Origin of the sequence: Spirosoma foliorum (genome assembly GCF_014117325.1) — a bacterium.
Lineage (GTDB): Bacteria > Bacteroidota > Bacteroidia > Cytophagales > Spirosomataceae > Spirosoma > Spirosoma foliorum.
In genome coordinates this window covers 4,654,763-4,676,596 of sequence record NZ_CP059732.1, presented here as the reverse complement: position 1 = coordinate 4,676,596, position 21,834 = coordinate 4,654,763, and the positions used below count along the sequence as shown (strand labels likewise).

The 21,834-nt window shown below is 45.2% G+C and carries 23 protein-coding genes; 12 read left to right on the top strand and 11 right to left on the bottom strand.

Annotated features, from left to right (window positions below; all coding sequences use genetic code 11):
• The first annotated feature begins 72 nt into the window (after positions 1-72).
• Positions 73-747, top strand: a complete 675-nt coding sequence (locus tag H3H32_RS19905) for a DUF6624 domain-containing protein (protein ID WP_182457405.1) — start codon at positions 73-75, stop codon at positions 745-747.
• An 86-nt stretch (positions 748-833) separates the two neighbouring features.
• Here H3H32_RS19905 and H3H32_RS19900 read toward each other — a convergent pair whose 3' ends face one another.
• Both H3H32_RS19900 and H3H32_RS19895 read right to left on the bottom strand, forming a co-directional pair.
• Positions 834-3,638, bottom strand: coding sequence for an ABC transporter permease (locus tag H3H32_RS19900; RefSeq protein ID WP_182457404.1), 2,805 nt, complete (start codon positions 3,636-3,638; stop codon positions 834-836).
• Positions 3,639-3,669: 31 nt separating this feature from the next.
• Complete coding sequence (locus H3H32_RS19895; RefSeq protein ID WP_182457403.1) at positions 3,670-4,743, bottom strand: glycoside hydrolase family 130 protein; 1,074 nt, start codon at positions 4,741-4,743, stop codon at positions 3,670-3,672.
• 306 nt (positions 4,744-5,049) lie between these two features.
• Between H3H32_RS19895 and H3H32_RS19890 the strand changes: the two genes are divergently transcribed.
• Positions 5,050-5,307 (top strand): adhesin, encoded by a 258-nt coding sequence (locus H3H32_RS19890; protein ID WP_182457402.1) that lies wholly within the window; start codon positions 5,050-5,052, stop codon positions 5,305-5,307.
• A 60-nt stretch (positions 5,308-5,367) separates the two neighbouring features.
• On the top strand, positions 5,368-5,547 hold the full coding sequence (locus tag H3H32_RS19885; protein ID WP_182457401.1) for a hypothetical protein: 180 nt from the start codon (positions 5,368-5,370) through the stop codon (positions 5,545-5,547).
• A 49-nt stretch (positions 5,548-5,596) separates the two neighbouring features.
• On the opposite strand, the gene H3H32_RS19880 is transcribed toward H3H32_RS19885, so the two are convergent.
• Positions 5,597-6,937: a chorismate-binding protein gene (locus tag H3H32_RS19880; protein WP_182457400.1), complete on the bottom strand. Its 1,341-nt coding sequence runs from the start codon at positions 6,935-6,937 to the stop codon at positions 5,597-5,599.
• 254 nt (positions 6,938-7,191) lie between these two features.
• On the opposite strand from H3H32_RS19880, the gene H3H32_RS19875 reads away from it, so the two are divergent.
• Positions 7,192-7,440, top strand: coding sequence for an SDR family oxidoreductase (locus tag H3H32_RS19875; protein ID WP_182457399.1), 249 nt, complete (start codon positions 7,192-7,194; stop codon positions 7,438-7,440).
• Positions 7,441-7,506: 66 nt separating this feature from the next.
• Here H3H32_RS19875 and H3H32_RS19870 read toward each other — a convergent pair whose 3' ends face one another.
• A complete protein-coding gene (locus H3H32_RS19870; RefSeq protein ID WP_182457398.1) occupies positions 7,507-8,007 on the bottom strand; it encodes a DUF3299 domain-containing protein in 501 nt (166 codons plus the stop codon).
• A gap of 90 nt (positions 8,008-8,097) precedes the next feature.
• On the opposite strand from H3H32_RS19870, the gene H3H32_RS19865 reads away from it, so the two are divergent.
• The 4 genes from H3H32_RS19865 (at position 8,098) to H3H32_RS19850 (ending at position 12,046) form a co-directional block, all read left to right on the top strand.
• Positions 8,098-9,675 carry a sensor histidine kinase gene (locus H3H32_RS19865; RefSeq protein ID WP_182457397.1) on the top strand — a complete coding sequence of 526 codons (1,578 nt, stop codon included), beginning with the start codon at positions 8,098-8,100 and terminating at the stop codon, positions 9,673-9,675.
• Positions 9,662-10,336 carry a response regulator transcription factor gene (locus H3H32_RS19860; RefSeq protein ID WP_508614163.1) on the top strand — a complete coding sequence of 225 codons (675 nt, stop codon included), beginning with the start codon at positions 9,662-9,664 and terminating at the stop codon, positions 10,334-10,336. Before H3H32_RS19865 ends, H3H32_RS19860 begins: the two co-directional genes overlap by 14 nt.
• Positions 10,337-10,476: 140 nt before the next feature.
• The gene (locus H3H32_RS19855) at positions 10,477-11,112 is read left to right on the top strand and encodes a peroxiredoxin (RefSeq protein ID WP_182457396.1); all 636 of its coding nucleotides are present in this window, start codon (positions 10,477-10,479) and stop codon (positions 11,110-11,112) included.
• 160 nt (positions 11,113-11,272) lie between these two features.
• Entirely contained in the window at positions 11,273-12,046 is a 774-nt protein-coding gene (locus H3H32_RS19850) for a glycoside hydrolase family 25 protein (protein ID WP_182457395.1), read from the top strand.
• A 33-nt stretch (positions 12,047-12,079) separates the two neighbouring features.
• Here the strand turns inward: H3H32_RS19850 and H3H32_RS19845 are convergent, their stop codons facing one another.
• The 4 genes from H3H32_RS19845 to H3H32_RS19830 all read right to left on the bottom strand — a co-directional run bounded on the left by H3H32_RS19845 (position 12,080) and on the right by H3H32_RS19830 (position 14,686).
• Entirely contained in the window at positions 12,080-12,364 is a 285-nt protein-coding gene (locus H3H32_RS19845) for a putative quinol monooxygenase (RefSeq protein ID WP_182457394.1), read from the bottom strand.
• Positions 12,365-12,400: 36 nt separating this feature from the next.
• Positions 12,401-13,144, bottom strand: coding sequence for a shikimate dehydrogenase family protein (locus H3H32_RS19840; protein WP_182457393.1), 744 nt, complete (start codon positions 13,142-13,144; stop codon positions 12,401-12,403).
• 69 nt (positions 13,145-13,213) lie between these two features.
• Complete coding sequence (locus H3H32_RS19835; RefSeq protein ID WP_182457392.1) at positions 13,214-13,855, bottom strand: DedA family protein; 642 nt, start codon at positions 13,853-13,855, stop codon at positions 13,214-13,216.
• A 69-nt stretch (positions 13,856-13,924) separates the two neighbouring features.
• Positions 13,925-14,686, bottom strand: a complete 762-nt coding sequence (locus H3H32_RS19830; RefSeq protein ID WP_182457391.1) for a phosphosulfolactate synthase — start codon at positions 14,684-14,686, stop codon at positions 13,925-13,927.
• A 130-nt stretch (positions 14,687-14,816) separates the two neighbouring features.
• Between H3H32_RS19830 and H3H32_RS19825 the strand changes: the two genes are divergently transcribed.
• From H3H32_RS19825 to H3H32_RS19815, 3 genes are all read left to right on the top strand, one after another.
• A complete protein-coding gene (locus H3H32_RS19825; RefSeq protein ID WP_182457390.1) occupies positions 14,817-15,266 on the top strand; it encodes a PaaI family thioesterase in 450 nt (149 codons plus the stop codon).
• A gap of 877 nt (positions 15,267-16,143) precedes the next feature.
• Complete coding sequence (locus H3H32_RS19820) at positions 16,144-18,117, top strand: hypothetical protein (protein ID WP_182464409.1); 1,974 nt, start codon at positions 16,144-16,146, stop codon at positions 18,115-18,117.
• 165 nt (positions 18,118-18,282) lie between these two features.
• Positions 18,283-18,783, top strand: coding sequence for a PPC domain-containing DNA-binding protein (locus H3H32_RS19815; RefSeq protein WP_182457389.1), 501 nt, complete (start codon positions 18,283-18,285; stop codon positions 18,781-18,783).
• 81 nt (positions 18,784-18,864) lie between these two features.
• On the opposite strand, the gene H3H32_RS19810 is transcribed toward H3H32_RS19815, so the two are convergent.
• The 3 genes from H3H32_RS19810 to H3H32_RS19800 form a co-directional block, all read right to left on the bottom strand.
• On the bottom strand, positions 18,865-19,458 hold the full coding sequence (locus H3H32_RS19810; protein WP_182457388.1) for a bifunctional nuclease family protein: 594 nt from the start codon (positions 19,456-19,458) through the stop codon (positions 18,865-18,867).
• 92 nt (positions 19,459-19,550) lie between these two features.
• Positions 19,551-20,513, bottom strand: coding sequence for an electron transfer flavoprotein subunit alpha/FixB family protein (locus H3H32_RS19805; RefSeq protein WP_182457387.1), 963 nt, complete (start codon positions 20,511-20,513; stop codon positions 19,551-19,553).
• A 78-nt stretch (positions 20,514-20,591) separates the two neighbouring features.
• Positions 20,592-21,329, bottom strand: coding sequence for an electron transfer flavoprotein subunit beta/FixA family protein (locus tag H3H32_RS19800; protein WP_182457386.1), 738 nt, complete (start codon positions 21,327-21,329; stop codon positions 20,592-20,594).
• 161 nt (positions 21,330-21,490) lie between these two features.
• Here H3H32_RS19800 and H3H32_RS19795 point away from each other — a divergent pair, with 161 nt between their 5' ends.
• A complete protein-coding gene (locus tag H3H32_RS19795) occupies positions 21,491-21,820 on the top strand; it encodes a tetratricopeptide repeat protein (protein ID WP_182457385.1) in 330 nt (109 codons plus the stop codon).
• Positions 21,821-21,834: the final 14 nt, after the last annotated feature.

Genomic DNA, 21,834 nt, shown 5'->3' with positions numbered 1-21,834 from the left:
CCAACTAAATTACTGAAAATCCAACAGTACGACCTTAATCTGAGTTAATTTGTCTTTTACTTACAATTAATCATGAGATTTCTACTATTCGCCTTCAGTTTATTGCCAATTAGTGCGTTTGGACAATCGATAAATTCGCTCAAACGCGAGCTAGACAGTATGTATGTGCTGGATCAGCGTAATCGAATATGGCTGACTAAACTAGGTAATAATCAGCCATTAACAGATAGTTTAACTACTCTGTATAAAGTTGATCGAACCAAATTGGCGGGCGTACTTTGGACCGAGCAGATAAAAATAGATTCCAGTAATCTGAAGCGGGCCGATGTGATTCTGAAGCAACAGGGTTATCCGGGTAAAACCAAAGTTGGTTTGCCAACCAACGAGGTTGTTTTTTATATCATCCAGCACGCGCATACGGTGGATAATTATTTGCCCGCTGTCAAAAAAGCAGCTGACGAGGGCGAGTTACCATTCCGCCAGTATGCCCTGATGCTCGACCGATCGTTGATGTATGCTCAAAAGCCGCAACTGTATGGCACTCAGGTCGCCTGTCGGAAACTCCGGTCATCATTGACTTCCCGTTGTTTTGTATGGCCCATTGAAGACTACCGAAACGTGAATCAGCGCCGAAAACAAGCTGGCTTGCTGCTCACAGTAGCCGAGAACGCCCTTCGCGTAAATGCGTCTTACGATCCCTCGCTGACAATGGAAAGCGCCCGGAAATTGTATATCCTGGAGTTGTAAGGTTTTCTGACAGGATTAACAGGATGTACAGGATTTTTAATGCTAGAAATCCTGTACATCCTGTTAATCCTGTCAGAAAATAACACTTAAAAAATCTTATAGTTATCCCGTTTGTTAGGCTCAATCCAGGTGCCCAATGGATCTATAATTACTTTCCGGGCATTCGGCAAAGGAGGCAGCGATACAAACCGTTCGTCTGGATTTGGATAGGCCAATTGGCTGTAGATTACACGATTATCCTGATCAAGGACGGCAAGGGGAACATAGTCGTTCATAGGGATACTTTGCCGTTGTCCTTTGCTGGGCTCTCGCCACTTTGCCGTGATAATTTCAACCGTTAAACCATTCGACAGATTAGCTACTCGCCCTACTTTAAAATCGAACCACAACTGATCGCTTAGGTAGGATTTCAGGTAATCTAACGAGTCGGGTAACTGGCGGGTAAGTTCACTGGCAAAGGCAACCGCTGTCGCCGATGTTGGCTGTTGAATGGCTTTTTGGTAGAACTGACTAATCGTAAAACTGAGCGGTTTCGCCCCCCAAACCTGTTCGATACTAGTTAGGGCAAGAACAGCTCGTCCGCGTTCGACGGCGTCGTTGCCACTTGACTGAAGTATAGGAAGTTCGGGCTTATTACTGCGCTGTCTGCTTTGGGTATACCACGTTGCCCGTTGCGCAAGTCGTTGTTGGAGTCGTTCCTGACCATATTGCTGGCCAACACTCTGTAAGGCCAGATATTCAGCCAAACCTTGTTTGATAAAACCATCTCCCGGCTTTGTAGTAGGCTTTAACTGATGCACTAGCCATTGCTTAAATACTTCACGACCAATCAGGTAGTCAATGTGATCAAGCTTATCGGGTTGTCGATCATCGGCGATCCAGCCTTGTTTTTCAGAAATAAGAATTTGGCCGGGCGCTGATGAAACATCGGCTATGCCAACTGGTATTTCGGAAATTTGTAAATCGGCATAGGGGTAGGCTCCAAATAGTTGTTCGCCCCTGTGTAAAGCTCGTTCAGTGGCACGGAGTATATGCTGAACCTGATACGGATGATGGTGGTGTATTCGAATGGCAATGGGCTTGCCAGTTACCGATTGAATAGCCAGCGTTTGCGATTTATACTGAATGGTTTGTGTGGCTGGTACTGCCCGAAGGCGTTGGTGAGTTTGCCAGACAGACAAGCCAAATAGGGTGCCAAATACCAGAAACGCTACTTGATAAGGCCAACGGAACTGACTTCGCCAGTGGCCAACACGTTCAGTTAATCCACTGACTACACCCCGATTCCAGGTCAGAAAAAAGGAAGTCAGAAAGACGCCCGCAACACCCCACCACACAAATTGGACGATAGTGCGGAGGGGCGCATTTACCCCAAAGTCGATTAAGTCCGAATAGGTTGCCGAACCGGGCAGAAAGCTATAGAGAAGAACGGTCTGCCCATGGCTATTGATCTGGTATAGGAACGTTAGGGTGCTAAAAATGAGTAGATTAACAACATGGCTGGCGATGCGATTGTTTGTCAGCGTGGCAACCAACGCGCCAAGAGCTATAAGCTGACAATAGCGTAGAAATCCATCGGTCAGCAAGTCGGCGGTATAGCGCCACCAATCGATTTCACGGAATCCACTCCCTAGCTGTATGCCAACACTGGTCAGAAAAAGGACAATTGTCAACAAAGCCGCAACGCCGACCACAGCCAGCAATTTGGCCAGCAGTAAAATCGCGTTGGGCTGGGGGAGGGCGTCATAAATAGGCCAGAAGCCCGTGGTTCGTTCATTAAAAATTAGTTCGCTAGTCATAACTAGCAAAAACAAACCAATAAATATTCCCAATGGCAACCGAAGGGCTGTCATGCGTGAGGTGACAGGTAGCTCGGGAAAGTCGGGATTTATGCTCAGTACGGTTGCTAATAGGATTGCTAGTAGCACCAATAAGCCTACCGAAATCGAGAAAATGGGTTGCCTAATCAGATTCAGGAATTCTAATTTTGTTAACCGCCAGGTAGTTTTCCAGGAGAGCCAACCGCCAAAGCGAGGTTGCACAGAAGGAAGCTGTAAAGAAGCAGGCCGTTCTGTGATTGACTTGTCTAAACGGACTGATTTCCTGGCTTGTGTACTGGCGAAAAATTCAAAGGAAAAGCGGCCCTCTGCATAGGCTAGCAAGCCAAAGGATAGCCCAAGCCACAAGAGTCGATTGATGAAAAACATATCGGAATAGGAAAGCCACCCACCAGGATCATCACTAAAAGGCATGTTGGCCACTGATTCTCTCGCCATATCCACGCCAAACGGGTCCAGTAGTTTCCATAGGTCTGAATCGGCCATTAGATTATGGCTGGATTCGGTTAGTAGAAAATAAAGCACAACCAGAAACAAGCTGATATAAGCTCCCCGTATGCTTCGGAGAAATACCGTCAGTGAGAATGTTAGGCTAACGGCTATAAAACAGTTTTGAGCGATTAATCGTACGAAACCATCCGCTAATGCCAGCCATGATGTAGGTGCCTGGGTGAAGGCTACTGAATGGAATCCGATACCGAGCAGATAACACATCGCCAGTAGCAAAACGGCACCATACGTGCCCATAAACCGCCCGGCAAAGTGCATCCGACTGGTGATCGGCAACGAAAATAAGTAGGCCGTCGTTTTGTAATCCAGATCTTTGGTGAGCGATTGGCCAGCTAGTAAAACCGACGCTACCGCCAGCATAACCCCTAGTGAGGCTACGATCAGATAAGCTGTAACGGCAGGATCGCTGTACGAATACAGCGCTGCTAATTGGGATGAGTACCAGATTCCCTGCCCGAAAACGAGAACAGCAAACAGGTAAACTACTGGCTGGCGTAAATGATAAGCCAACTCGAACCGGGCAATCGTTAGAATTAGTCTCATAATGCCCCAATATACGAGAGTTTGAGACGAGTTATATGCGCACTAATTCGGCTAGTCCTACGCCCGAATCCGCTGCACCATAGTACACCCAAATTTGACCAGCCTTATCGCTATGATCGGGCCACTGAATCCAGCCATTTGAAAACACAACATTGGGGAAGAAACCTTCGCGCTCCCACAATAATTCGGGTGAGAGCAAAGGCAAGCTCGAGCGATCTAACACATGAGCGGGGTCGTCTTTGTCCAACAAAGCCAGCGCCAGCGAATAGGAGTGGGTAGGGTCGGCTCCGTGGTAGCAAACGAGCCAGCCTTCATCAGTCAGGATTGGCTCCGGACCAGCGCCAATTTTTCCGCCCTCCCAGCCATAAGGATTGGCCAGTGGGTCAAGACTAGTGTGCCCTCTACCTCCAAACAAAAAGCGATGATTACCCCAGTGGACACCATCCTCCGATTCGGCTAACCAGATCGATGGTTTGCCAATATCCGAAACCATAGGCCGGTGAAGCAGTCTGTATTTTCCGTTGATTTTCTGCGGGAACAAGGCTACGTCTTTGTTCGGAGGTGGCAAAATCATACCGACGCGCTCAACGTTTACAAAATCGGTTGTGATAGCGAGCCCTACACCAGGGCCATGTTCGGAGACTGCCGTATAGGTAATCCAGTATTTCCCTTCCAGAAATGTGATTCGAGCATCTTCAATACCGTACGATTCATCCATACGAGCCGGAAATAAAAACGGCTTGTCGTCGATCTTGAAATGAATGCCATCCTTGCTACGAGCGAGACGAAGATGACTGAGAGATGTCAGGTAAACTTTTCCATCCAGCGAAATTACCCGTGGGTCATACGGTTCGGTGGGTTCCGGGAAATTTCGGATTACTAAGGAAGGTATACCATCCTGTTCTTCAATCAACGGTATCACAATAGTACCTGCTTCGGCCTTTGGTGCTTCGGCCACACGTAATAGAAGCACAACTTCATCGTTGAAAAAACAAGCCGCCGGATTGAAGGCTCCCAGTACATCAAAGCCTTCAACACTGGGCTTTACATCACTGGTTTGCAGAATAGCTTGGTCGGATAAACGTCGGAGTTGATAATTTTTCATAAGATACAACCTTGAGAATTGTTAGACTATGTTCGCAAGAATAAGGACGTTGGACTCTTATAGAGTTAAGTTCTATTCAGAATGCTTTAGTAATGAAGTGATTGATAAGGTAATAGAATGCGAGTACCTATATAATTAAGCGAGTTGTGAAGTCCCTTTATTCATTAATTCAGGCATCATGACAAATAAACTTTGTACAGACGTTGTAGTTTTGAATCAATTATTGAATAAGTTTGGGAGCGGCTTAAACCTTCGGGGAAAGAGCCGCGTTATGAAAAGTAAACTAACTTTTATTCTCTATTAACCATGATTTACCAGCCAACGTTTGATCAGGATGAAGACGTGCTGATGTTGAACCCTGATCCAGAAGCAGCTGCATTTGATGACGATGAGGACGACTTCGATGAAGATGATGCCGAATTTGATGAACTTGGCTCTGGCGCCGGTAGCGGCTATGGAGCAGATGATCTGGACGACATTGAAGAAGACTTCAATCCTGAAGATCTCGATGAAGACTTAGATGACGACATCGACGACGATCTGGACGATGACAGTATGGAGTAAAAAAACTGACCGTAGTACACTACGGTCAGTTTTCGTTTCAATCTTTTAATTTTCAACGTTATGACACAAGAACAGCAAGCGCCGAATCCGGCCGAAGAACCTTTAGTGACAACCGCAAACGCCGAAACCGAAGGCACTGCGCCTGACGCCGATACGCAATCCTCCGCAGCCAGCGAAGCTGGTGATCGAACCGCCGAAGAAGGCTCTAGAGCCCCAAACGATCCAGCCGAAGGAGCGTAATTTTTTAATGATGAATGATGAATTATAAATGAAGAACATTCATCATTCATCATTCATCATTCATCATTACTTTAAGAAGGGTTTGACATTTCATTTCGGTTTCCTGCCACTCTTGTTCAGGGTCCGAATCTTCGGTGATGCCTGCACCTGCATAGAGGGTTGCCAGTCGTCCTTCGAGCTTCATGCAACGGATATGGACGAAGATGCTACTCGTTGGGCCCTCGTTATTCGAGCTTATATTAACAGGACCTAGAAAACCGCTGTATAATTCACGGTTGTGGGGTTCGTGCTGGCGAATAAACGCAAAGGCTGCATCGCGGGGGGTACCACAAACGGCCGAGGTTGGGTGCAATAAACGCAGCATAACCGTGCCGAGCTGTGGGTAACGAACGGCTTGTGTATCGACGGTGAACGAGGTGCCGAGGTGCATTAAATTGCCCGCGATGATGCTTTTGGGCCCTTCTTCAAGGTATTCGCGCAACCGAATCTTCTTGAAGCATTCGATAATATAACGACTCACCAACGCCTGCTCCTCAATTTCCTTCTGCGACCACATGGCTTTAGCCGGATGTTTGGCCGTACCGTCGGGGTGAAATGCCGATTGTGTGCCCGCCAGGGATGTCGTCTTAAAAATCCCATCGGCATTAACGCTTACCAATCGCTCTGGCGTAGCGCTGATCCAGATTTGCCCCCATTCCGGAATCGAAACCGCGGATACAAAGGCCGTGGGGTATTTCTGGCAAAGTTTATCAAATAACTCAACAGCATTAGGGGCATTGGCAAACTGCACCTGTTTTGTGCGCGATAACACTACTTTTCGTAATTCTCCCCGTTGGATCGCTTCAATTGCATGACCTACGTTTTCCTCAAACAAAGCCTCCGCAGAAGGGTCGGCGATAGGTACGGGTAAGCCTGACAAAGCAGGCTGACTAGTCTTATTTTTAGCGCGTGTTTTTAGCGTGTTCCAAAACAGCTCAACGGTCGTGCTAGCTGAGTTTTTAAGCTCAGTTCGTTTTTGAGAAGAATCGCCATTGCCTAGAAAAGTAGCCTGGATATCGGCCCGTAAAAAAAGGGTTTGTGGAACAATCCCACTCTGATCTAAGTGTTCGGAAAGTTGTGCTTCTACGGGAGCGTTTTTGGCGAGGTTATCGAACGGACTAATCAGAAAACCTGCGGGTAATTCATCCAAATCGGCAGATACACGGGGTAGAACCTCTTCGAATGAGACAATCAGCTGTTTATCCTGTTGATTAGGTAACCGCCAAAGAGCGGCTGGAAATCCAAGTGAAAGGGCCGTTTCCCAAAGGTCGCTGGCGTCGGGTTGGCCAGTTCGTTGCGATTCGGCGAGTTGTCCTATTGATGAAGTATTGATTCTATAATCCGATTGCATAATCAACAACCTACCGGGTTAGGGTTGGTTATATAGATAACAGAGTTTGCCGAAAATTTGTGCGTCGACAGATCGAAACTCTTTAGTTATTGATAAACAAATGTCTATAATTTATATAGATCACTGTGATCTGCACCGGCTGTCAGTCGGGTTCATGTACGAGCATAGGCCCCGGATGATATAAGCGGGCATGCGTTGTTCCCCAACTGTAAAGTGCGTCGAGCATAGGGCGTAACGTCTGTCCATACGGCGTCTTGCTTGATCGGAATAGTTGCGTCAACGCCATTAGCCCTGGTCCGGTTACGACGGCTATCTACGATAAAATGGGTGTGCCAGCAGCGGGCATTGAAGGGTATACTCAACTGGTGCCTATGAAGCGATTTGGCTCACCGAGAGAGATTGCCACCATTGCTACGTTTCTGGCGTCCGATGATTCGTCGTTCGTGATTGGTGAAGAAATCGTAGCGGGCGGTGGTATTGGGACGTTGCAAAGATTGACATAACCCTACAAAAAATAGCCCCAGCTAATCGTTAAAATTAGCTGGGGCTATTTTTGCAACTAGTTATTTCTAGTCCTGAGTAATCATTTCGGCATCGGCCAGAATGTAATTCAGTTCATAGATGTTATCGGCGTTGAGCTTGAGGGTTCCCCGGAAGGTACGACGCTCATCGGTTTTGAATTTCTTATCCGACTTTTTGAATTTCAAGGATACGACTGATTCTGGTCCAGCACCACCGCAGAAGAAACAGGCACTATAAGGAAAAGCCGATAGTACATAAATATTCGATTCAAGATCAACGGGAAGGACGTAACCCGTTAGGTCAACCGTTTTTCCGTTTAATTTTTGAATCGCCTGCCCAAAAGTTGGGTAGAGCATGTACACTGACTCTTCAGCGTACCATTTTTTCTTGAACGTGACGTCTCGCAGGACTTCCCACGACAATTTTACCGGTTCGGCAGCGACGGGCGCTACTCTCTTGGACGTGGTTCGTTCGATGGGTAAGATAGCGGGACGAAAGGCCGAGGCTACGAGCGACACGCAGAGGAAAGCAATGACTATACGGTTCATGGCGTTGAAAGACTTTAACGGTAGAAAACAAAGGTAAAACTACAAAAAAGATTACTTTTATAATTCACTTTAAGCTTCGATCACGCTGCCGTGTCCGACTCACCCATCGATAACGCAAAAGACGGTTCGGTAATTCCCGTTCGGTTCACTCGTTTATACTTGACAATGCTTATTATCCTGGCCGTTATCTTAACTGCAGGGCAGGGGCTAACCCAATGGCGCTTTGGAGGCATTGATCAGGAATTGAGTGTTGTTCGTCACACCGCGCTACAACGCCACCAAAGTCAACAGATTGTGAAGCAGGTTTTGCAGGTAACGGATGCGAGTGAACAAAGCAGCTTTAACGAAAACGTTGCTGAATTACGACGGTTATTTCCCGTTTTTGAACGTTACCACTTGCAGACTCGGGAAGGCCGTACCGATGACCCTAAAATACATCTTATTTATGATGATAACATTAATCGATTGTATGAGGGGATTCGTCCACAGTTTGAAGCTTTTCAGCAAAGTGCCCATCGAATCATGCGTCTGCAACGATTTGATGAAGTAAAGCAGCCCGATGTACAGGCTAGTCTTAAATTAATGCTGGCTAATGAAAAGCCATTTCTAGAGAAAATAGACGGAATTGTAGTAGTCTGTAATAGCGATTTTAGGGCTAAACTAAGCATGTTGCGCTCTATTGAATTGTATTTGTACGTCTTTACTGTGATTGCGCTTGTTGGCATTGGCTTACTGATTTTCAGACCAGCCGCCCGGAAACTTAAGCAAACCTTTGCCCAACTTATTGAAGCTGAGAGCCAGACAACAGCCGCTAATAAGAAACTGTTAAGTGCCAACAAATCGCTGAAGGAAACGCGTCAGAAACTTTTTGAGGCAACGAAGCAACAGTATGAGCAGCAGATCGACGACCAGAAATTGCGCACATCATACCTGATTGCTGGCCAGGAGGAAGAACGTAAACGAATGTCGCGCGAGTTGCACGATGGTCTGGGTCAGATGCTTACGGCCATTAAGCTGCAAATCGAAGGCCTTGAAGCCGGGATAACCAGAGCAGCGGCAACCGAACAAAATGGAACACCCAGTTATTCTAAAAATTTAAAGACGTTAAAAAGTCTTATTACGCAGACGATTCAGGAAACCAGGACGATCTCTAACAATCTAATGCCTAGCGTGTTAAGTGATTTTGGTGTAGTGCCTGCCATTAAAATGTTGGCTGAGCATGACCGGAACGAAACGCTGGATGTTACCTTTAAAACAAACTTTACGGCCGATATGCCCCGTTTGGACCGCAACATAGAGATTATGTTATATCGGGTAACGCAGGAAGCCGTTAGTAATGCGGTGCGGCACGCGAAGCCATCGCATATACATATCGAACTAAAAGAGCGTGGAAATAGCTTACAATTAACAGTGAGCGACGATGGTAAAGGCTTTCAGGTACCTCGCAAAAATCAGCCTAACGAGTTAATGAAACCGATTCAGGAAAATATAACGAGTACAACTCAATCGGCAACGTTACGTCCGCCCTCGCAGGGATTGCATAACATACAGGAACGAACGAAGCTGGTTAACGGCAAATTCAAATTAACGTCTACTCCGGGGAAAGGCACTAAACTACAGGTTAGCGTACCTTATCAAACGCATCTTGCTCATCATGACACCTACTAAATTAATGCTGGTAGACGACCATTCTATTGTTCGGGATGGCATTCGACTCCTACTGGAGCAGGCCGATGGTCTGGAAATTATTGACGAAGCTAATGACGGAGAAGAGACTCTTGATAAGCTGAAAGCCCATCAGGCCACTCCAGAACTGCTGCCAGATCTGATCTTGATGGACATTTCCTTGCCAGGCATGTCGGGCATTCAGACTACACAAGTGGTTAGTCGGTTGTATAAGAATGTGCGGGTGTTAATGCTATCCATGCATAACAATGAAGATTACATTTTACGGTCGGTTGAGGCTGGTGCTTATGGCTACATGCTGAAAGATTCATCGTCGGATGAAATGATCAAAGCGATTCGTACCATTGCTGCTGGCGAAAAATACTACAGCTCTCCTGTTGCTTCCATTATCCTGAGTGGGTACATGCAGCAACTCAAAAAAGGTAGCCGACACAGCCGTACTGAGCGCCAATCGAAACTGTCGAACAAGGAAAAAGAGATTCTACAGTTTTTAGTGGCCGGTATGAGTAGCCGGGAAATCGCCGAAAAACTTCAGCTCAGCGTTCGAACGGTAGATAATCACCGCGCTAACATGATGCGTCGGTTACAGGTTCGTAACGCTGCAGAACTGGTTCGGATGGCCGTTGAAGATAAATTGATCTAAATTCTGGTCAGGAATTTTGAAAAATTGCGAACTCGCAACTTATTTTTTAGGTTTGCCCATCAAACCGGCTCGCTGCCGGTTTTCCATTTCCAGAATACTATATTAACAAGATAGAATTTGTCAACTAAACCACCTCTTATATGTCACTTCGCTTAGGAGATATCGCCCCCGATTTTGAGGCCGACACAACACAAGGTCACATTCATTTCCACGAATGGTTAGGTACGTCATGGGGAATGTTATTCTCGCACCCAGCTGATTTTACGCCTGTCTGCACAACCGAGTTAGGAAGAACCGCTTTGTTGAAAGATGAATTCGGCAAGCGTAATGTAAAGGTTATTGCGGTATCAGTCGATGATCTGGAATCGCACAACCGTTGGACGCCCGACATTAAAGATGTTACGGGTTCGGAAGTTAATTTCCCCATCATCGCTGACCCCGATCGTACAGTAGCCACACTTTACGATATGATTCACCCCAATGCTAGTGAAAAAGCAACGGTGCGTTCGGTGTTTGTGATTGGACCCGATAAAAAAATCAAATTGACGCTGACATATCCAGCCTCCACAGGCCGTAATTTCAACGAGCTACTGCGCGTAATCGATTCGCTACAACTCACGGCTGAATATCAAGTAGCAACCCCTGCCGATTGGAAAGATGGCGAGGACGTAATTGTAACACCTGCTGTATCGAATGATCAGCTGGAGGCTAAATTCCCGAAAGGGGTAACGTTCGTGAAACCGTATTTACGGACAACTCCTCAGCCTAATAAGTAAAAGAATGGCTTGCCTGTTAAGGTTTTCTAGAAGACTATAATTAACAGGCACTCGTTATAGTAGGTATTAGAAAAGCCCTGGGCACATGCTCGGGGCTTTTCTAATACGATCAGGTTCAAAGATAAAACCGTAATTTCGGTCCGTAAAGTCAACTATTTACATGAGATTTCGCGTACTGGTCAAGATTATTTCGCGCCGATACGGTTTATGGATTGTGGCAGGCCTGCTTATTGTAGCCGCCATTTGGGTTTTTCGATCGCGACAGGCAGACGACATGAATTGGCGGTTTGTGCAGGCATTCGGTATTCGCTTGCCGATGCGCTACGCTATTCATGGCATCGATGTATCTCGCCATAACGATCGGATCAATTGGGCACGGGTTCAGCAAATGGAAGCAGAGGGCGTTCGATTGCAATTTGTTTTTATCAAGGCCACCGAAGGAGCAACCTTAGCCGATAAACATTTCGACAAAAACTGGCGCGAAGCAAAGAAAATTGCGCTGCACCGAGGTGCCTATCACTTCTACCATCCCACCCGTGACCCACTTAAGCAAGCCAATAATTTTATTCGTCATGTAGAGTTGAGCCCAGGCGATTTTGCCCCTGTGGTTGACTTTGAAGTAATCAATGGCCAATCAGATGAGACAATCGTGAATGGGCTGAAGCTGTGGCTCGAAACGATTGAAGAGCACTATCAAATTCGCCCCATTATTTACACCAACGGTAATCTCTATAAACGCTATATTAAAGGGAACCTGGACGAATACCCACTCTGGATAGCAGACTATTCTACCAAACACCTACGTAGTTATAATGCCGATAAACTCTATCTCTGGCAGCATAACCAAAATGGCTGGGTTAAAGGTATTCGTGGGCAGGTCGACTTTAACGTATTTGTGATGGATGATACCCGGATGCAGGAAATCTGTTTGTGAATCGGTCAAATCCTGGCTTCAAGCAATCTGTCGCTACACCGTTACTTTTGTCAGCTCAACAGGCTTTGCAAACCAATCTTTTGCTTTAGCGCCAAACGCTTTCATGTGTGGCATTTCGTTATGCGCCTGCAACCCCGCTTCGTCATCCCAGAGTTCATGCATTATAAAGCGTTCGGGATGCTCTGCGCTTTGATATAGTTCATAAAATTGGCAGGCGGGTTCTGTCCGAACTTCCGTAACTAATTCCTGCAAGCCACTTTTTAAGTCGACTGCATTTTCTGGCTTGGCTGTGATGTTGGCAAAAACTAAAAGAGGCATGTGTTTAAGGTTTATTAGGACGCGAAAGTAGTTTAGTTACGATTGCCAGATTTCCCAGGCCTTTTCGGCTTGTAATTCCAGCATGCGCAATCCATTGTGTACAGAAGCTCCTCGTTCGAGGCCAAGTTTCATGAATTGGGTTTCCGCAGGGTTATAGACCAAATCATACAGCAGGTGCTTATCCGTTAGTAAATGATAGGGTATATCTGGCGCTTCGCTTGTACGTGGGTAAGTCCCAACAGGTGAACCATTAATAAGTAAGGAATAGTCAGCTAAAACATCAGGTAACTCTTCATAAGTTAAGTTATCGGGCGTTTTGGTTCTGGATACAAATTTATAAGGAATACCTAAGTCGGTCAGGGCAACTGTAACGGCTTTCGAAGCGCCACCGGTACCAAGCACCAGCGCTTTGAGGTCTGTAGGTACGCGCTCAAGTTTGGTGAGCCAATCGGTCAGCGATTGCCGAAAACCATAATAGTCAGAGTTATAGCCTGTTCGTGAGCCATCGGCCTCTAACTTAATTACATTGACTGCACCAATCTTTTCAGCCGATGTGTCTAGTCGGTCTAAATAAGGAAATACGGCCTGTTTATGAGGGATAGTTACATTCAGCCCGCGCAAACCTGGTAACTGCAATAGATCTGTCAAACCAGAAATAGCTGGCATATCGAACAGGTCGTAACGACTATCTATAATGCCTTCTCGTTCAAATTTCTCTGTGAAATATCGTTGAGAAAATGAATGGGTAAGTGGAAAACCAATAAGGCCGTATCGATTCATTGGCTTGGGTTTAAACTAGTATGCCACAGCTTTGGGCAGTGGCATACGTAAAATCGATAAATGTAAATACTACTTGGAACGCTTTTTGAAAAACTCAATGATAATGGGCAATACCGATAAGCCGACAATACCGAACACCACTAATTCAAAATTCTTCTGAACAATCGGGAAGTTGCCAAAAAAGTAGCCCAGTAATGAAATGCTTGTTACCCAGAGGATAGCACCCAAAACGCAGAATTTAATATACGTACCATATGTCATACTGCCCGCTCCGGCTACAAAGGGTGCAATGGTCCGTACGATAGGAATAAACCGGGCAATAATTACTGTCCGACCACCGTATTTGGCGTAAAACTTTTCTGTTTCAGCAATGTATTCCCGCTTGAAGAACAAGATTCGCTCCCGCGATTTGATCTGTGTTCCCAGGAATCGGCCAACAAAATAGTTGACGTTATCACCTAGCAGGGCGGCTCCAATCAGGAGTGGGATAATCACCCAAACGCTCAGCTCATTGGTCGGTCGTGCTGCCAGAGCACCAGCCGCAAACAGCAATGAATCGCCGGGTAACAATGGCATGACAATCAATCCCGTCTCCGTGAAAACAATCAGGAAAAGAATGGCATAAAGTAGCACACCATATTCATTAGCCCACAGATCGAGGTAACGATCAAGGTGAAGCAAAAAGTCAAGCAGCGATTTGATGAGATCCATAAAAATAAGTCGCCAGTTACCAGTCGATAGTTAATAATCGTCTAATTCGTACTGACTGAGAGCTATTGACTATTTATCTAAAAAGTGTGTAAATGTATCACCTCGAAGCCCCAACCGGATCGTTTCCAGAGGAATAACTTCATGAGGGGCGATGTTTCCAAGGTTAACATTGGCACCCAGCAGCTTCACAAACCAAACCTGCTGTTCTTTCTGAGGGGCTTCCCACAAAATACTTTCGAAGGGAACCTGCGTCAGAATTTCTTCAACTAATCCCTGGCGAACCTCACCGCTGGAACGGAACAAACCAACGGTACCGCCTTCACGGGCTTCACCAATGACTTTCCAGGAGCCAGCCTGTAGTTCGGCTTTCATCAACTGAATCCACTTATAGGGAGGAATGATTTTGGCCTCATCTTTAGAGCCTACTTCCGACAAAACAGTTACCTGAGTGGCTAACGTGCGGATGTATTCACACTTGTCGTCCTGAGCCATTTCAATCGACCCATCCGACACTTCGGCATATTCCATTCCGTATTTATCTAGTAGCTTTCGGTACTCATCGAACTGATTTCGTACAACAAAGGCTTCAAATAAGGTTCCGCCGAAATAAACCGGAATACCCGCTTCCTTATAGATGGCTAACTTTTCTGTCAGCTTCGGCGTAACAAACGATGTTGCCCAGCCCAATTTAACAATGTCTGTGTAGTCAGCAGAGGTAGATAAAAAATCCTCTACTTCCCGCAGGCTTAGCCCTTTATCCATAACCATCGTTAAACCGCTATTGCGAGGTTTCGAGGTACGGTCAGGCAACTGCGTAAGCGTATAGTTCATACAGAGTAATCGAATAGGCGTATTAATAATCGCTCAAAAGTAACATAAGTCTTGAAAACCTCCCAAGAAAATCCATAAATAATAGCAGCATAAGGCCCTCTGACTTAGTTTAATGCTATTTTTGCCGGATATGGACAATTTGATAAATCCCCGACTGGATTTCTTTCGTTCTCAGATCGGTCATGATATGCAGAATAGTATATCACCTTTCGGTCGCTGGCTGAATGGTACAATACGCGAGGCCGATTATGGGCGTATGGTTGCTGACTATACAGTGAGGAAAGAGATGACTAATCCGGCTAATGTACTGCACGGTGGAGCAGCATCGGGAATACTGGACGATTTAGTGGGCGCGACTGTGTTCGCCCTTGGTCGTGAATACGCGTATACTTCCGTAAATCTGGCGGTTGATTTTTTGCATGCCGCCCGACTCGGCGACGTTGTTACAGTAACGGCAGAAGTAGTGAGAGAGGGGAAAAATATAATTCATTGTGAGGGGCGAATCGTAGCTGCCGATGGGAAAATCATTGCGAAATGCGCTACAAATCTGATACAAACATCCTTGAAGTTGACTATCTAGTCGTTTCAATTGGAATATTTTTATTATTAGGTTACTTGATATAGCTATATACGTTTATCTTTGCCGAATGAATATAGGGGTGTCTTGATACTCAGAAAATATGCCTGTATGTCTCTATTTCGATCAATCGCTTACGAATAGATGTCTCTACTAACTGAATTCAAGTGAAAAGAATTAATAAATTTTTCATCTTATATAGAAGGAATAGGAGAAGAATTTAGATAATGTCAAGAAAAAGGTATTTGTTCGACGGTTCAGTTGGGAATTGTTTTTTTATCACTTGATAATTACTATTATTGACCATCATTAAACTAAAGAAAGTTTTGAACACAATTCAAGCGAATTAGTAGAATGATAATAAAAGTTGTTTACAAGCTTATTGTAAGACCTGTATTCAGTAAATAAAGTATTTAGCCTGTTAGGCTAGTATAATATTGATGACGGGTACTTAAAAAAAATGGAAAGTATGAATTGACTTTTGCAATTCGGCCTTAACATTGCAGAAAAAATGAAAGCGCAATGCCCATTTGGAGCTAATTAGCCATCAAATGAGGTTGTAATCGGAACGATTGTATGATTCGTTCGGCTTCATTTTTAGGGAAATTTTTCGGTTAAATGCAGCTGGTAATTTTTTTTTGTAAAGTTTAAGAAACATTTAGCCGAGAAGTTAGTCATATAGCATATACGTTAAGGTTGTAAGTTAACCTTTCTGTAGAAGTGCTTAGTTTACATAGCGGAATAAGCCTGTGGTTATATAGCTTGAACCGTTCCCTAAGTTTCTACAATCGTATTTGGAAGAGTAAAAGTTTAATCGGAATCATTGCGTCAAATTAACTCAATAAATATGCGAACATTTATCCAACAACACCCCCTGAGGATGCTGGCTGGACTCGTGTTGCTAAGTTTTGCAATACCATCTATTAGCCTTGCTCAACGGGCTGATTCAGTCCGGGTTCAACCCGCTACAACAACTTCCAGCGGGAATTATGTACGTGAGAATATCTACCGTTTAGGGAAAGGTATTTACACGGACACCCTGCGTAGAAGTGATTTCAAAGCGCAGGCCAGTGATGTGGCTGAACTTGATGACTGCGACACAACCTTTCAGACGTTTATTCTAGTACGGCGATTATCTCCCTGGCGAGTGGGCTTGTATGCTGGTCCTAACTTCGCTTATTGCGGTACTTGGGAAAATACTTTTGGGCCAAATAAACGGGACAATACCCTCTATAATGGCGCTGGATTTAACATCACGGCTAATGCAGATTATTATTTGACACCAGCAACCCGTCGGCTTCGTTTTGGATTAGGAGCAGCTTTGGGATATGGTAACTATATTACTCGTAGCATTTACCGGGATTATCTTTACAGCCTGGCTGCAGCACGTGGTTTCAATAGTTCTCAAGTGACAATTCGTCAGAGAGCTTCTGAAGATATGTTCATCACAGTTGGTCCTGTACTTCAGTTCACGCTTGCTCGTAGTCGTAAAAACCCAGATGCAGTAACCTTCATCGAAGCAGCTGCCCGAGGTGGTCTGTTCCGTACAGAGGCTGCTACCATTTCAGCTTATACGCCATCGACATTAACGCTGCCTGCAGTACCTTCATTTGTAGACGGTGGTGGACTTATTCGGTCGGTTAACCCCAGCTCGAATCTGTACCATTTGGGTGCATTAGGGTCTTTAGCAATCTTCTTCCCGTTGAAAAATAACTGGAACATTGGTCTGCAGGGACAAGGGTTCATCACACAACTCAATTACCTGATTGTAAATGGTGTTGATGATCAGTTGTATGAATTTAAACGTAAGCATGGTGGCTTTACCGTTGGACTAGCCGTTCGGAAAGGATTTGTTCAGAAGAAACTTATCCCCAAAGCTCCTGTGTCCTGCCCAACTTGCGAACAGATTCCTGAGTTGAACGTTCAGTTCAATGGTGCTTCGCTCAAAGGTGCATCACTGGCTTATACCGACGGCAGCAGCGCTCCTGTTAACACAGCCGCTACCGCCCCAGTTATCAGCTGGCGCAGCACGACTCCGAATCCGAAAAATGAAACCTTTACAGCTCGTTTGTATTATCGTCCAGATTCAGTCGTAGCAGGTAACACGGATCAAGTAATTGCACAATTGGAAAATACAACAGATACGTCGCTGCCATTCCCAGCTGCTTATTTCTCGAATGGTCAACTGAATCCAGGTTTCTACTACGTAACAGTTCACAACAAGCAAACAGCTAAGTGTGGTACTTGTATGAGTGAGGTTGTAACAACAAGCTTCTCTAGCGTTCGTCCAAGAAACATTGTTCAGCCTGAGTGCGAATACCGTCACCGTCTGGAGCGTCTGGAAGTGTATTACCGCACACCATACACCCGCGAAATTGCTAACGTTTGTTACTGTAACGGTACGGTTACCTCAGTTGGTGACACAGTTACCCGCCTACGTTACCGTGGTTTGAACCGTCGTCTGGCCGACAACGTGGTTGAGTTCGATACGAATACGGTTATTCTGAACCTGAACGAACTACCAGGTGGCTTAGCTCAACAGCTACAAGCTGAGAAAGCGAAAATTGAAAGTGGTAACGCTATCCGCTTCAAAGGTCGCCGTGTACGTCCACAGGTTCAATACTTCCGCGCAGTGTTTACCGTTACGAAACTGCCATGCAACGGTCAGCCTGAACAAACTGTGGGTAGCTTCAACACAACGATCAGCGATAACAGCTACACGATCACTGACCTGAAGCCACTGACAGATGATCAGAAAGCTAAATTACTTGCTCCACCAGCGCCTGCTAAGAAAAAAGCACGCCGGGCTGGTAACAGCGGTCGCCGTTCAGATGTAATGTTCGGAGTTGAATAACCAAGTCATACACTAGTGAAAAAACCGGGAGCCAACGCTTCCGGTTTTTTTATTGAATAGCTATTGTAGAGGAGATGAAATCAAGAAATTGTCGTCTTTCAGTCAAATAATTGATGCTTCGATTTCTATACTATCAATTCAACTAAGATTCAACTCAGTTAACAGATGCGCTTTTTTATCCTGATTATATTGTTCTACGGTTCTATGGATATACTTAATGCTCAATCCTATCCTGCTAATTCCCCGGTTATTTCGACAATAATGCAGACGTACTCGTTCCGCTTACGGCCAGGTCATGACTTAAAAAAGGAATTAGATGCTTTTATACGACAGGAGCGTATCGAAGCTGGCGCCATATTAACTTGTGTGGGTAGTTTAACTGATGTGAGCCTACGATTGGCTAATCAGTCAGAACCAAGCGTATGGAAAGGGCATTTTGAGATTGTTTCATTAGTAGGAACACTCTCAACGAATGGGAGTCATATACACCTATCGGTAGCTGATTCAACTGGCCGGACACTAGGTGGTCATCTAATGGAAGGATGCAAAATTTATACGACTGCGGAGCTGGTGGTTGGTGTAATGACCGACATAACGTATTCCCGAGAGGTAGACCCGGTATTTGGCTATAAGGAATTAGTTGTCAGGAAGAAAAGACGGAAGTAAAGAGTCGCTTTTAATTTCCCCTAAAACGGAAGAAAGCCATCTTACTAAGATGGCTTTCTGTATTTATTTAAGATGAGACTATTAATTACGTTTACTCATTTCATCGCGAATCTTGGCAGCCCGCTCATACTCTTCATTGCCAAGTGCTTCTTCGAGCATGTGCTGGAGTTCTTCCGATGAGGCATTTTTTAGCTGGTCGCCAAATGATCGCGTTGACGGGCGATTCGGAGAACGTACAAGTTCCTCTTGCTCTTCTTCGTCATTACCACTGGCTGTAATACCCGCTTCCGACAGAATCGACTCATTCGTATAGATAGGAACGTCGAAACGAATACCAATCGCAATGGCATCCGATGGACGAGCATCAATAACAGACTCCCGAACGCCATCGAAACAAACGATTTTTGCAAAGAAAATTCCTTCTCTAAGATCAGAAATCATGATCTCGCGGACCGTAAACTTAAATTGTTCCGCAAACTGCTTGAACAAATCATGAGTCATTGGTCGGTTCGGAACAATCTTCTCAATTTCGATTGCAATGGCCTGTGCTTCAAACATGCCAATGATGATAGGCAATCGTCGGTTGCCATATTCTTCACCTAACACCAGTGCAAACGAGCCCGATTGCGACTGGCTGGGTGATAGTCCTAATATTTCCAGCTTAATCTTATCCACGGTGCGAAAATAGCAATTTTTAGCCTTAGGTCATTCGTCTATAGCCATCAGTAAGCATAAGTTTTCAATAAAAACGAATGACTGACAATAGACTAAAGCGCCTTCACGGCTTTCGTCAGGCGGGGCAGCACGTCGAATACATCACCAACGATACCATAATCCGCCGATTTGAAGAAAGGAGCGTCGGCATCCTTATTGATAACAACAATTACCTTCGAGGAGTTTACACCCGCCAAATGTTGTATAGCGCCGGAAATACCGCAGGCAATGTATAAGTTAGGGCTGATTTTAAGCCCTGTCTGACCTACGTGTTCAGAGTGAGGACGCCAATCCAGATCAGATACCGGTTTAGAGCAGGCAGTTGCCGCATGAAGCGCTTTAGCCAAATCTTCAACAATGCCCCAATTCTCAGGCCCTTTCAATCCCCGTCCAGCTGATACCACTAAGTCGGCTTCTGGAAGGAGAATATCGCCCGAAGATTTCTCTGTACTTTTTACCGAAATGGCGAAATCAGCTTCATTTAATGCAGGCGTAAATGCTTTGACTGAAGCCGTAGCATCGGTTTCTTCTGGCGTAATGGTATTTTTCTTGATCGCCAAAATTTTTACATCAGCTTTCAAGTCGTTATAGGCAAATGCTTTACCTGTATAGATACTGCTCTTCACCTGAAAACCATTCGATAGATCAGGAAGTGAGATTACGTTTGCAGCCAGGCCCGCTTTGAGTTTACCCGCTAAGCGAGCCGTCATGGCATCGGCGAGCGATGATTTAGCAAGAACGATAACCTTGCTTCCTTCCTGCTGAACGGCTGCAGCCACTACCGTAGCGTAAGCCATGCCGTTGGGTTCGTTTAATTTAGCATCGGTAGCATGTAGCACGTTTGTTGCTCCAAAGCGCCCAGCTAAAGCTAGTTCTGACTCATCAGCAGCTCCAATAATAATAGCAGTTGCAGTTGTACCCGTCATCTGGGCCACTTTGGCCCCGTAGAAGATAGCTTCCTGCGAGGATTTTTTGATCTTACCTTCGTCTAATTCGGCAAATATGAGGACTGACATTTTTTGAAAAGTTAAAGAGTTTCCTGGTTGCAGAGTTATAAGGTTGTGCTTGATAACTCTACAATTTTATGACTCGGTTTAAATTACTTTAGCTTCGGTATGGAGAAGTTGGATGAGCTTTTCGGCTTCGTCGGCCGGAATCATTTTTACCGCGCCACGAGGGGCAGGTAATTCATAACTGGCAACGGTAGTAAGCGTATCAGTTCCAGTTGGCTCCACTACTTTAAGAGGTTTGGTACGAGCAGTCATAATACCACGCATGTTGGGGATTTTCCACTCAGCAATGGGTTCCTGGCAGCCTAGTACTAAAGGTAACTTAGCTTCTAAACCTTCTTTACCACCTTCAATTTCGCGCGTAATTCGGGCGGTATCACCGTCCAGATCAAGGAGCATAACGGGTGAGATCGAAGGAATACCAAGCATTTCTCCAACGATACCATGAACCTGGCCCCCATTATAATCGATAGATTCGCGGCCCATTAAAATCAGGTCGTAACTATTTTCTTTGGCAATAGCTGCTATTTGCTCGGCTACGAAATAGGCATCTGTTGGCTCAGCATTGACACGAATGGCATCGTCGGCACCAATAGCCAGACATTTGCGAATAACTGGTTCTGAATCAGCCTGCCCAACGTTCAAAACCGTGATCGATGCTCCCGTTTTTTCTTTGAGTTCAACAGCCCGTGCTAAGGCATAGTCATCGTATGGGCCGGTAATAAACGTTACGCCTGCCTTGTTGAGCTTTGTTTTATTGTCGGTAAAGGCAATTTTGGTGGTAGTGTCAGGCACACTTGTCACACACACTAATATTTTCATGCTTATTCGGGTTTTGTAGTGACTAGTCTGTAGTCAATAGCTGCCGGTAGATAGTCATTTGACAATAACTACCTCCTAACAACTGTTGACTAATTTTACGATTCAAAAGTACAAACAATCTTAAAAAAATGGTATGCTTGCATACTATTTTTCTCGAAAGTATGAACAACGACCGTATTCAGTTATTAAGGCAGTTTATAGAAGAAGAACCGGGGAATCCATTCAATGTTTATGCCCTGGCTATGGAATATATAAATAGTCGACCTGAGCAGGCGCGTATTTATTTTGACCAGCTACTTCAGGAAAATCCCGATTATCTGCCTACCTATTATCATGCGGCTTCTTTGTATGCGGAGTTGGACGAACGAGATAAGGCCGCAGAATTATATGAAAAAGGAATAGCTCTGGCTAAAGTGCAGAATAATTTAAAGACGTTACAGGAGCTACAGCGCGCACAACAGGCGTTTGAAGATGATGACGACGACTGGTAGCAGGGTGCTTTGAA

Bases quoted from the DNA above. Each gene is read 5' to 3' on its own strand.
- H3H32_RS19905 (WP_182457405.1), top strand. From the start codon at position 73: ATGAGATTTCTACTATTCGCCTTCAGTTTATTGCCAATTAGTGCGTTT.
- H3H32_RS19900 (WP_182457404.1), bottom strand. From the start codon at position 3,638: ATGAGACTAATTCTAACGATTGCCCGGTTCGAGTTGGCTTATCATTTA.
- H3H32_RS19895 (WP_182457403.1), bottom strand. From the start codon at position 4,743: ATGAAAAATTATCAACTCCGACGTTTATCCGACCAAGCTATTCTGCAA.
- H3H32_RS19890 (WP_182457402.1), top strand. From the start codon at position 5,050: ATGATTTACCAGCCAACGTTTGATCAGGATGAAGACGTGCTGATGTTG.
- H3H32_RS19885 (WP_182457401.1), top strand. From the start codon at position 5,368: ATGACACAAGAACAGCAAGCGCCGAATCCGGCCGAAGAACCTTTAGTG.
- H3H32_RS19880 (WP_182457400.1), bottom strand. From the start codon at position 6,937: ATGCAATCGGATTATAGAATCAATACTTCATCAATAGGACAACTCGCC.
- H3H32_RS19870 (WP_182457398.1), bottom strand. From the start codon at position 8,007: ATGAACCGTATAGTCATTGCTTTCCTCTGCGTGTCGCTCGTAGCCTCG.
- H3H32_RS19860 (WP_508614163.1), top strand. From the start codon at position 9,662: ATGACACCTACTAAATTAATGCTGGTAGACGACCATTCTATTGTTCGG.
- H3H32_RS19855 (WP_182457396.1), top strand. From the start codon at position 10,477: ATGTCACTTCGCTTAGGAGATATCGCCCCCGATTTTGAGGCCGACACA.
- H3H32_RS19850 (WP_182457395.1), top strand. From the start codon at position 11,273: ATGAGATTTCGCGTACTGGTCAAGATTATTTCGCGCCGATACGGTTTA.
- H3H32_RS19845 (WP_182457394.1), bottom strand. From the start codon at position 12,364: ATGCCTCTTTTAGTTTTTGCCAACATCACAGCCAAGCCAGAAAATGCA.
- H3H32_RS19840 (WP_182457393.1), bottom strand. From the start codon at position 13,144: ATGAATCGATACGGCCTTATTGGTTTTCCACTTACCCATTCATTTTCT.
- H3H32_RS19835 (WP_182457392.1), bottom strand. From the start codon at position 13,855: ATGGATCTCATCAAATCGCTGCTTGACTTTTTGCTTCACCTTGATCGT.
- H3H32_RS19830 (WP_182457391.1), bottom strand. From the start codon at position 14,686: ATGAACTATACGCTTACGCAGTTGCCTGACCGTACCTCGAAACCTCGC.
- H3H32_RS19825 (WP_182457390.1), top strand. From the start codon at position 14,817: ATGGACAATTTGATAAATCCCCGACTGGATTTCTTTCGTTCTCAGATC.
- H3H32_RS19820 (WP_182464409.1), top strand. From the start codon at position 16,144: ATGCTGGCTGGACTCGTGTTGCTAAGTTTTGCAATACCATCTATTAGC.
- H3H32_RS19815 (WP_182457389.1), top strand. From the start codon at position 18,283: ATGCGCTTTTTTATCCTGATTATATTGTTCTACGGTTCTATGGATATA.
- H3H32_RS19805 (WP_182457387.1), bottom strand. From the start codon at position 20,513: ATGTCAGTCCTCATATTTGCCGAATTAGACGAAGGTAAGATCAAAAAA.
- H3H32_RS19800 (WP_182457386.1), bottom strand. From the start codon at position 21,329: ATGAAAATATTAGTGTGTGTGACAAGTGTGCCTGACACTACCACCAAA.
- H3H32_RS19795 (WP_182457385.1), top strand. From the start codon at position 21,491: ATGAACAACGACCGTATTCAGTTATTAAGGCAGTTTATAGAAGAAGAA.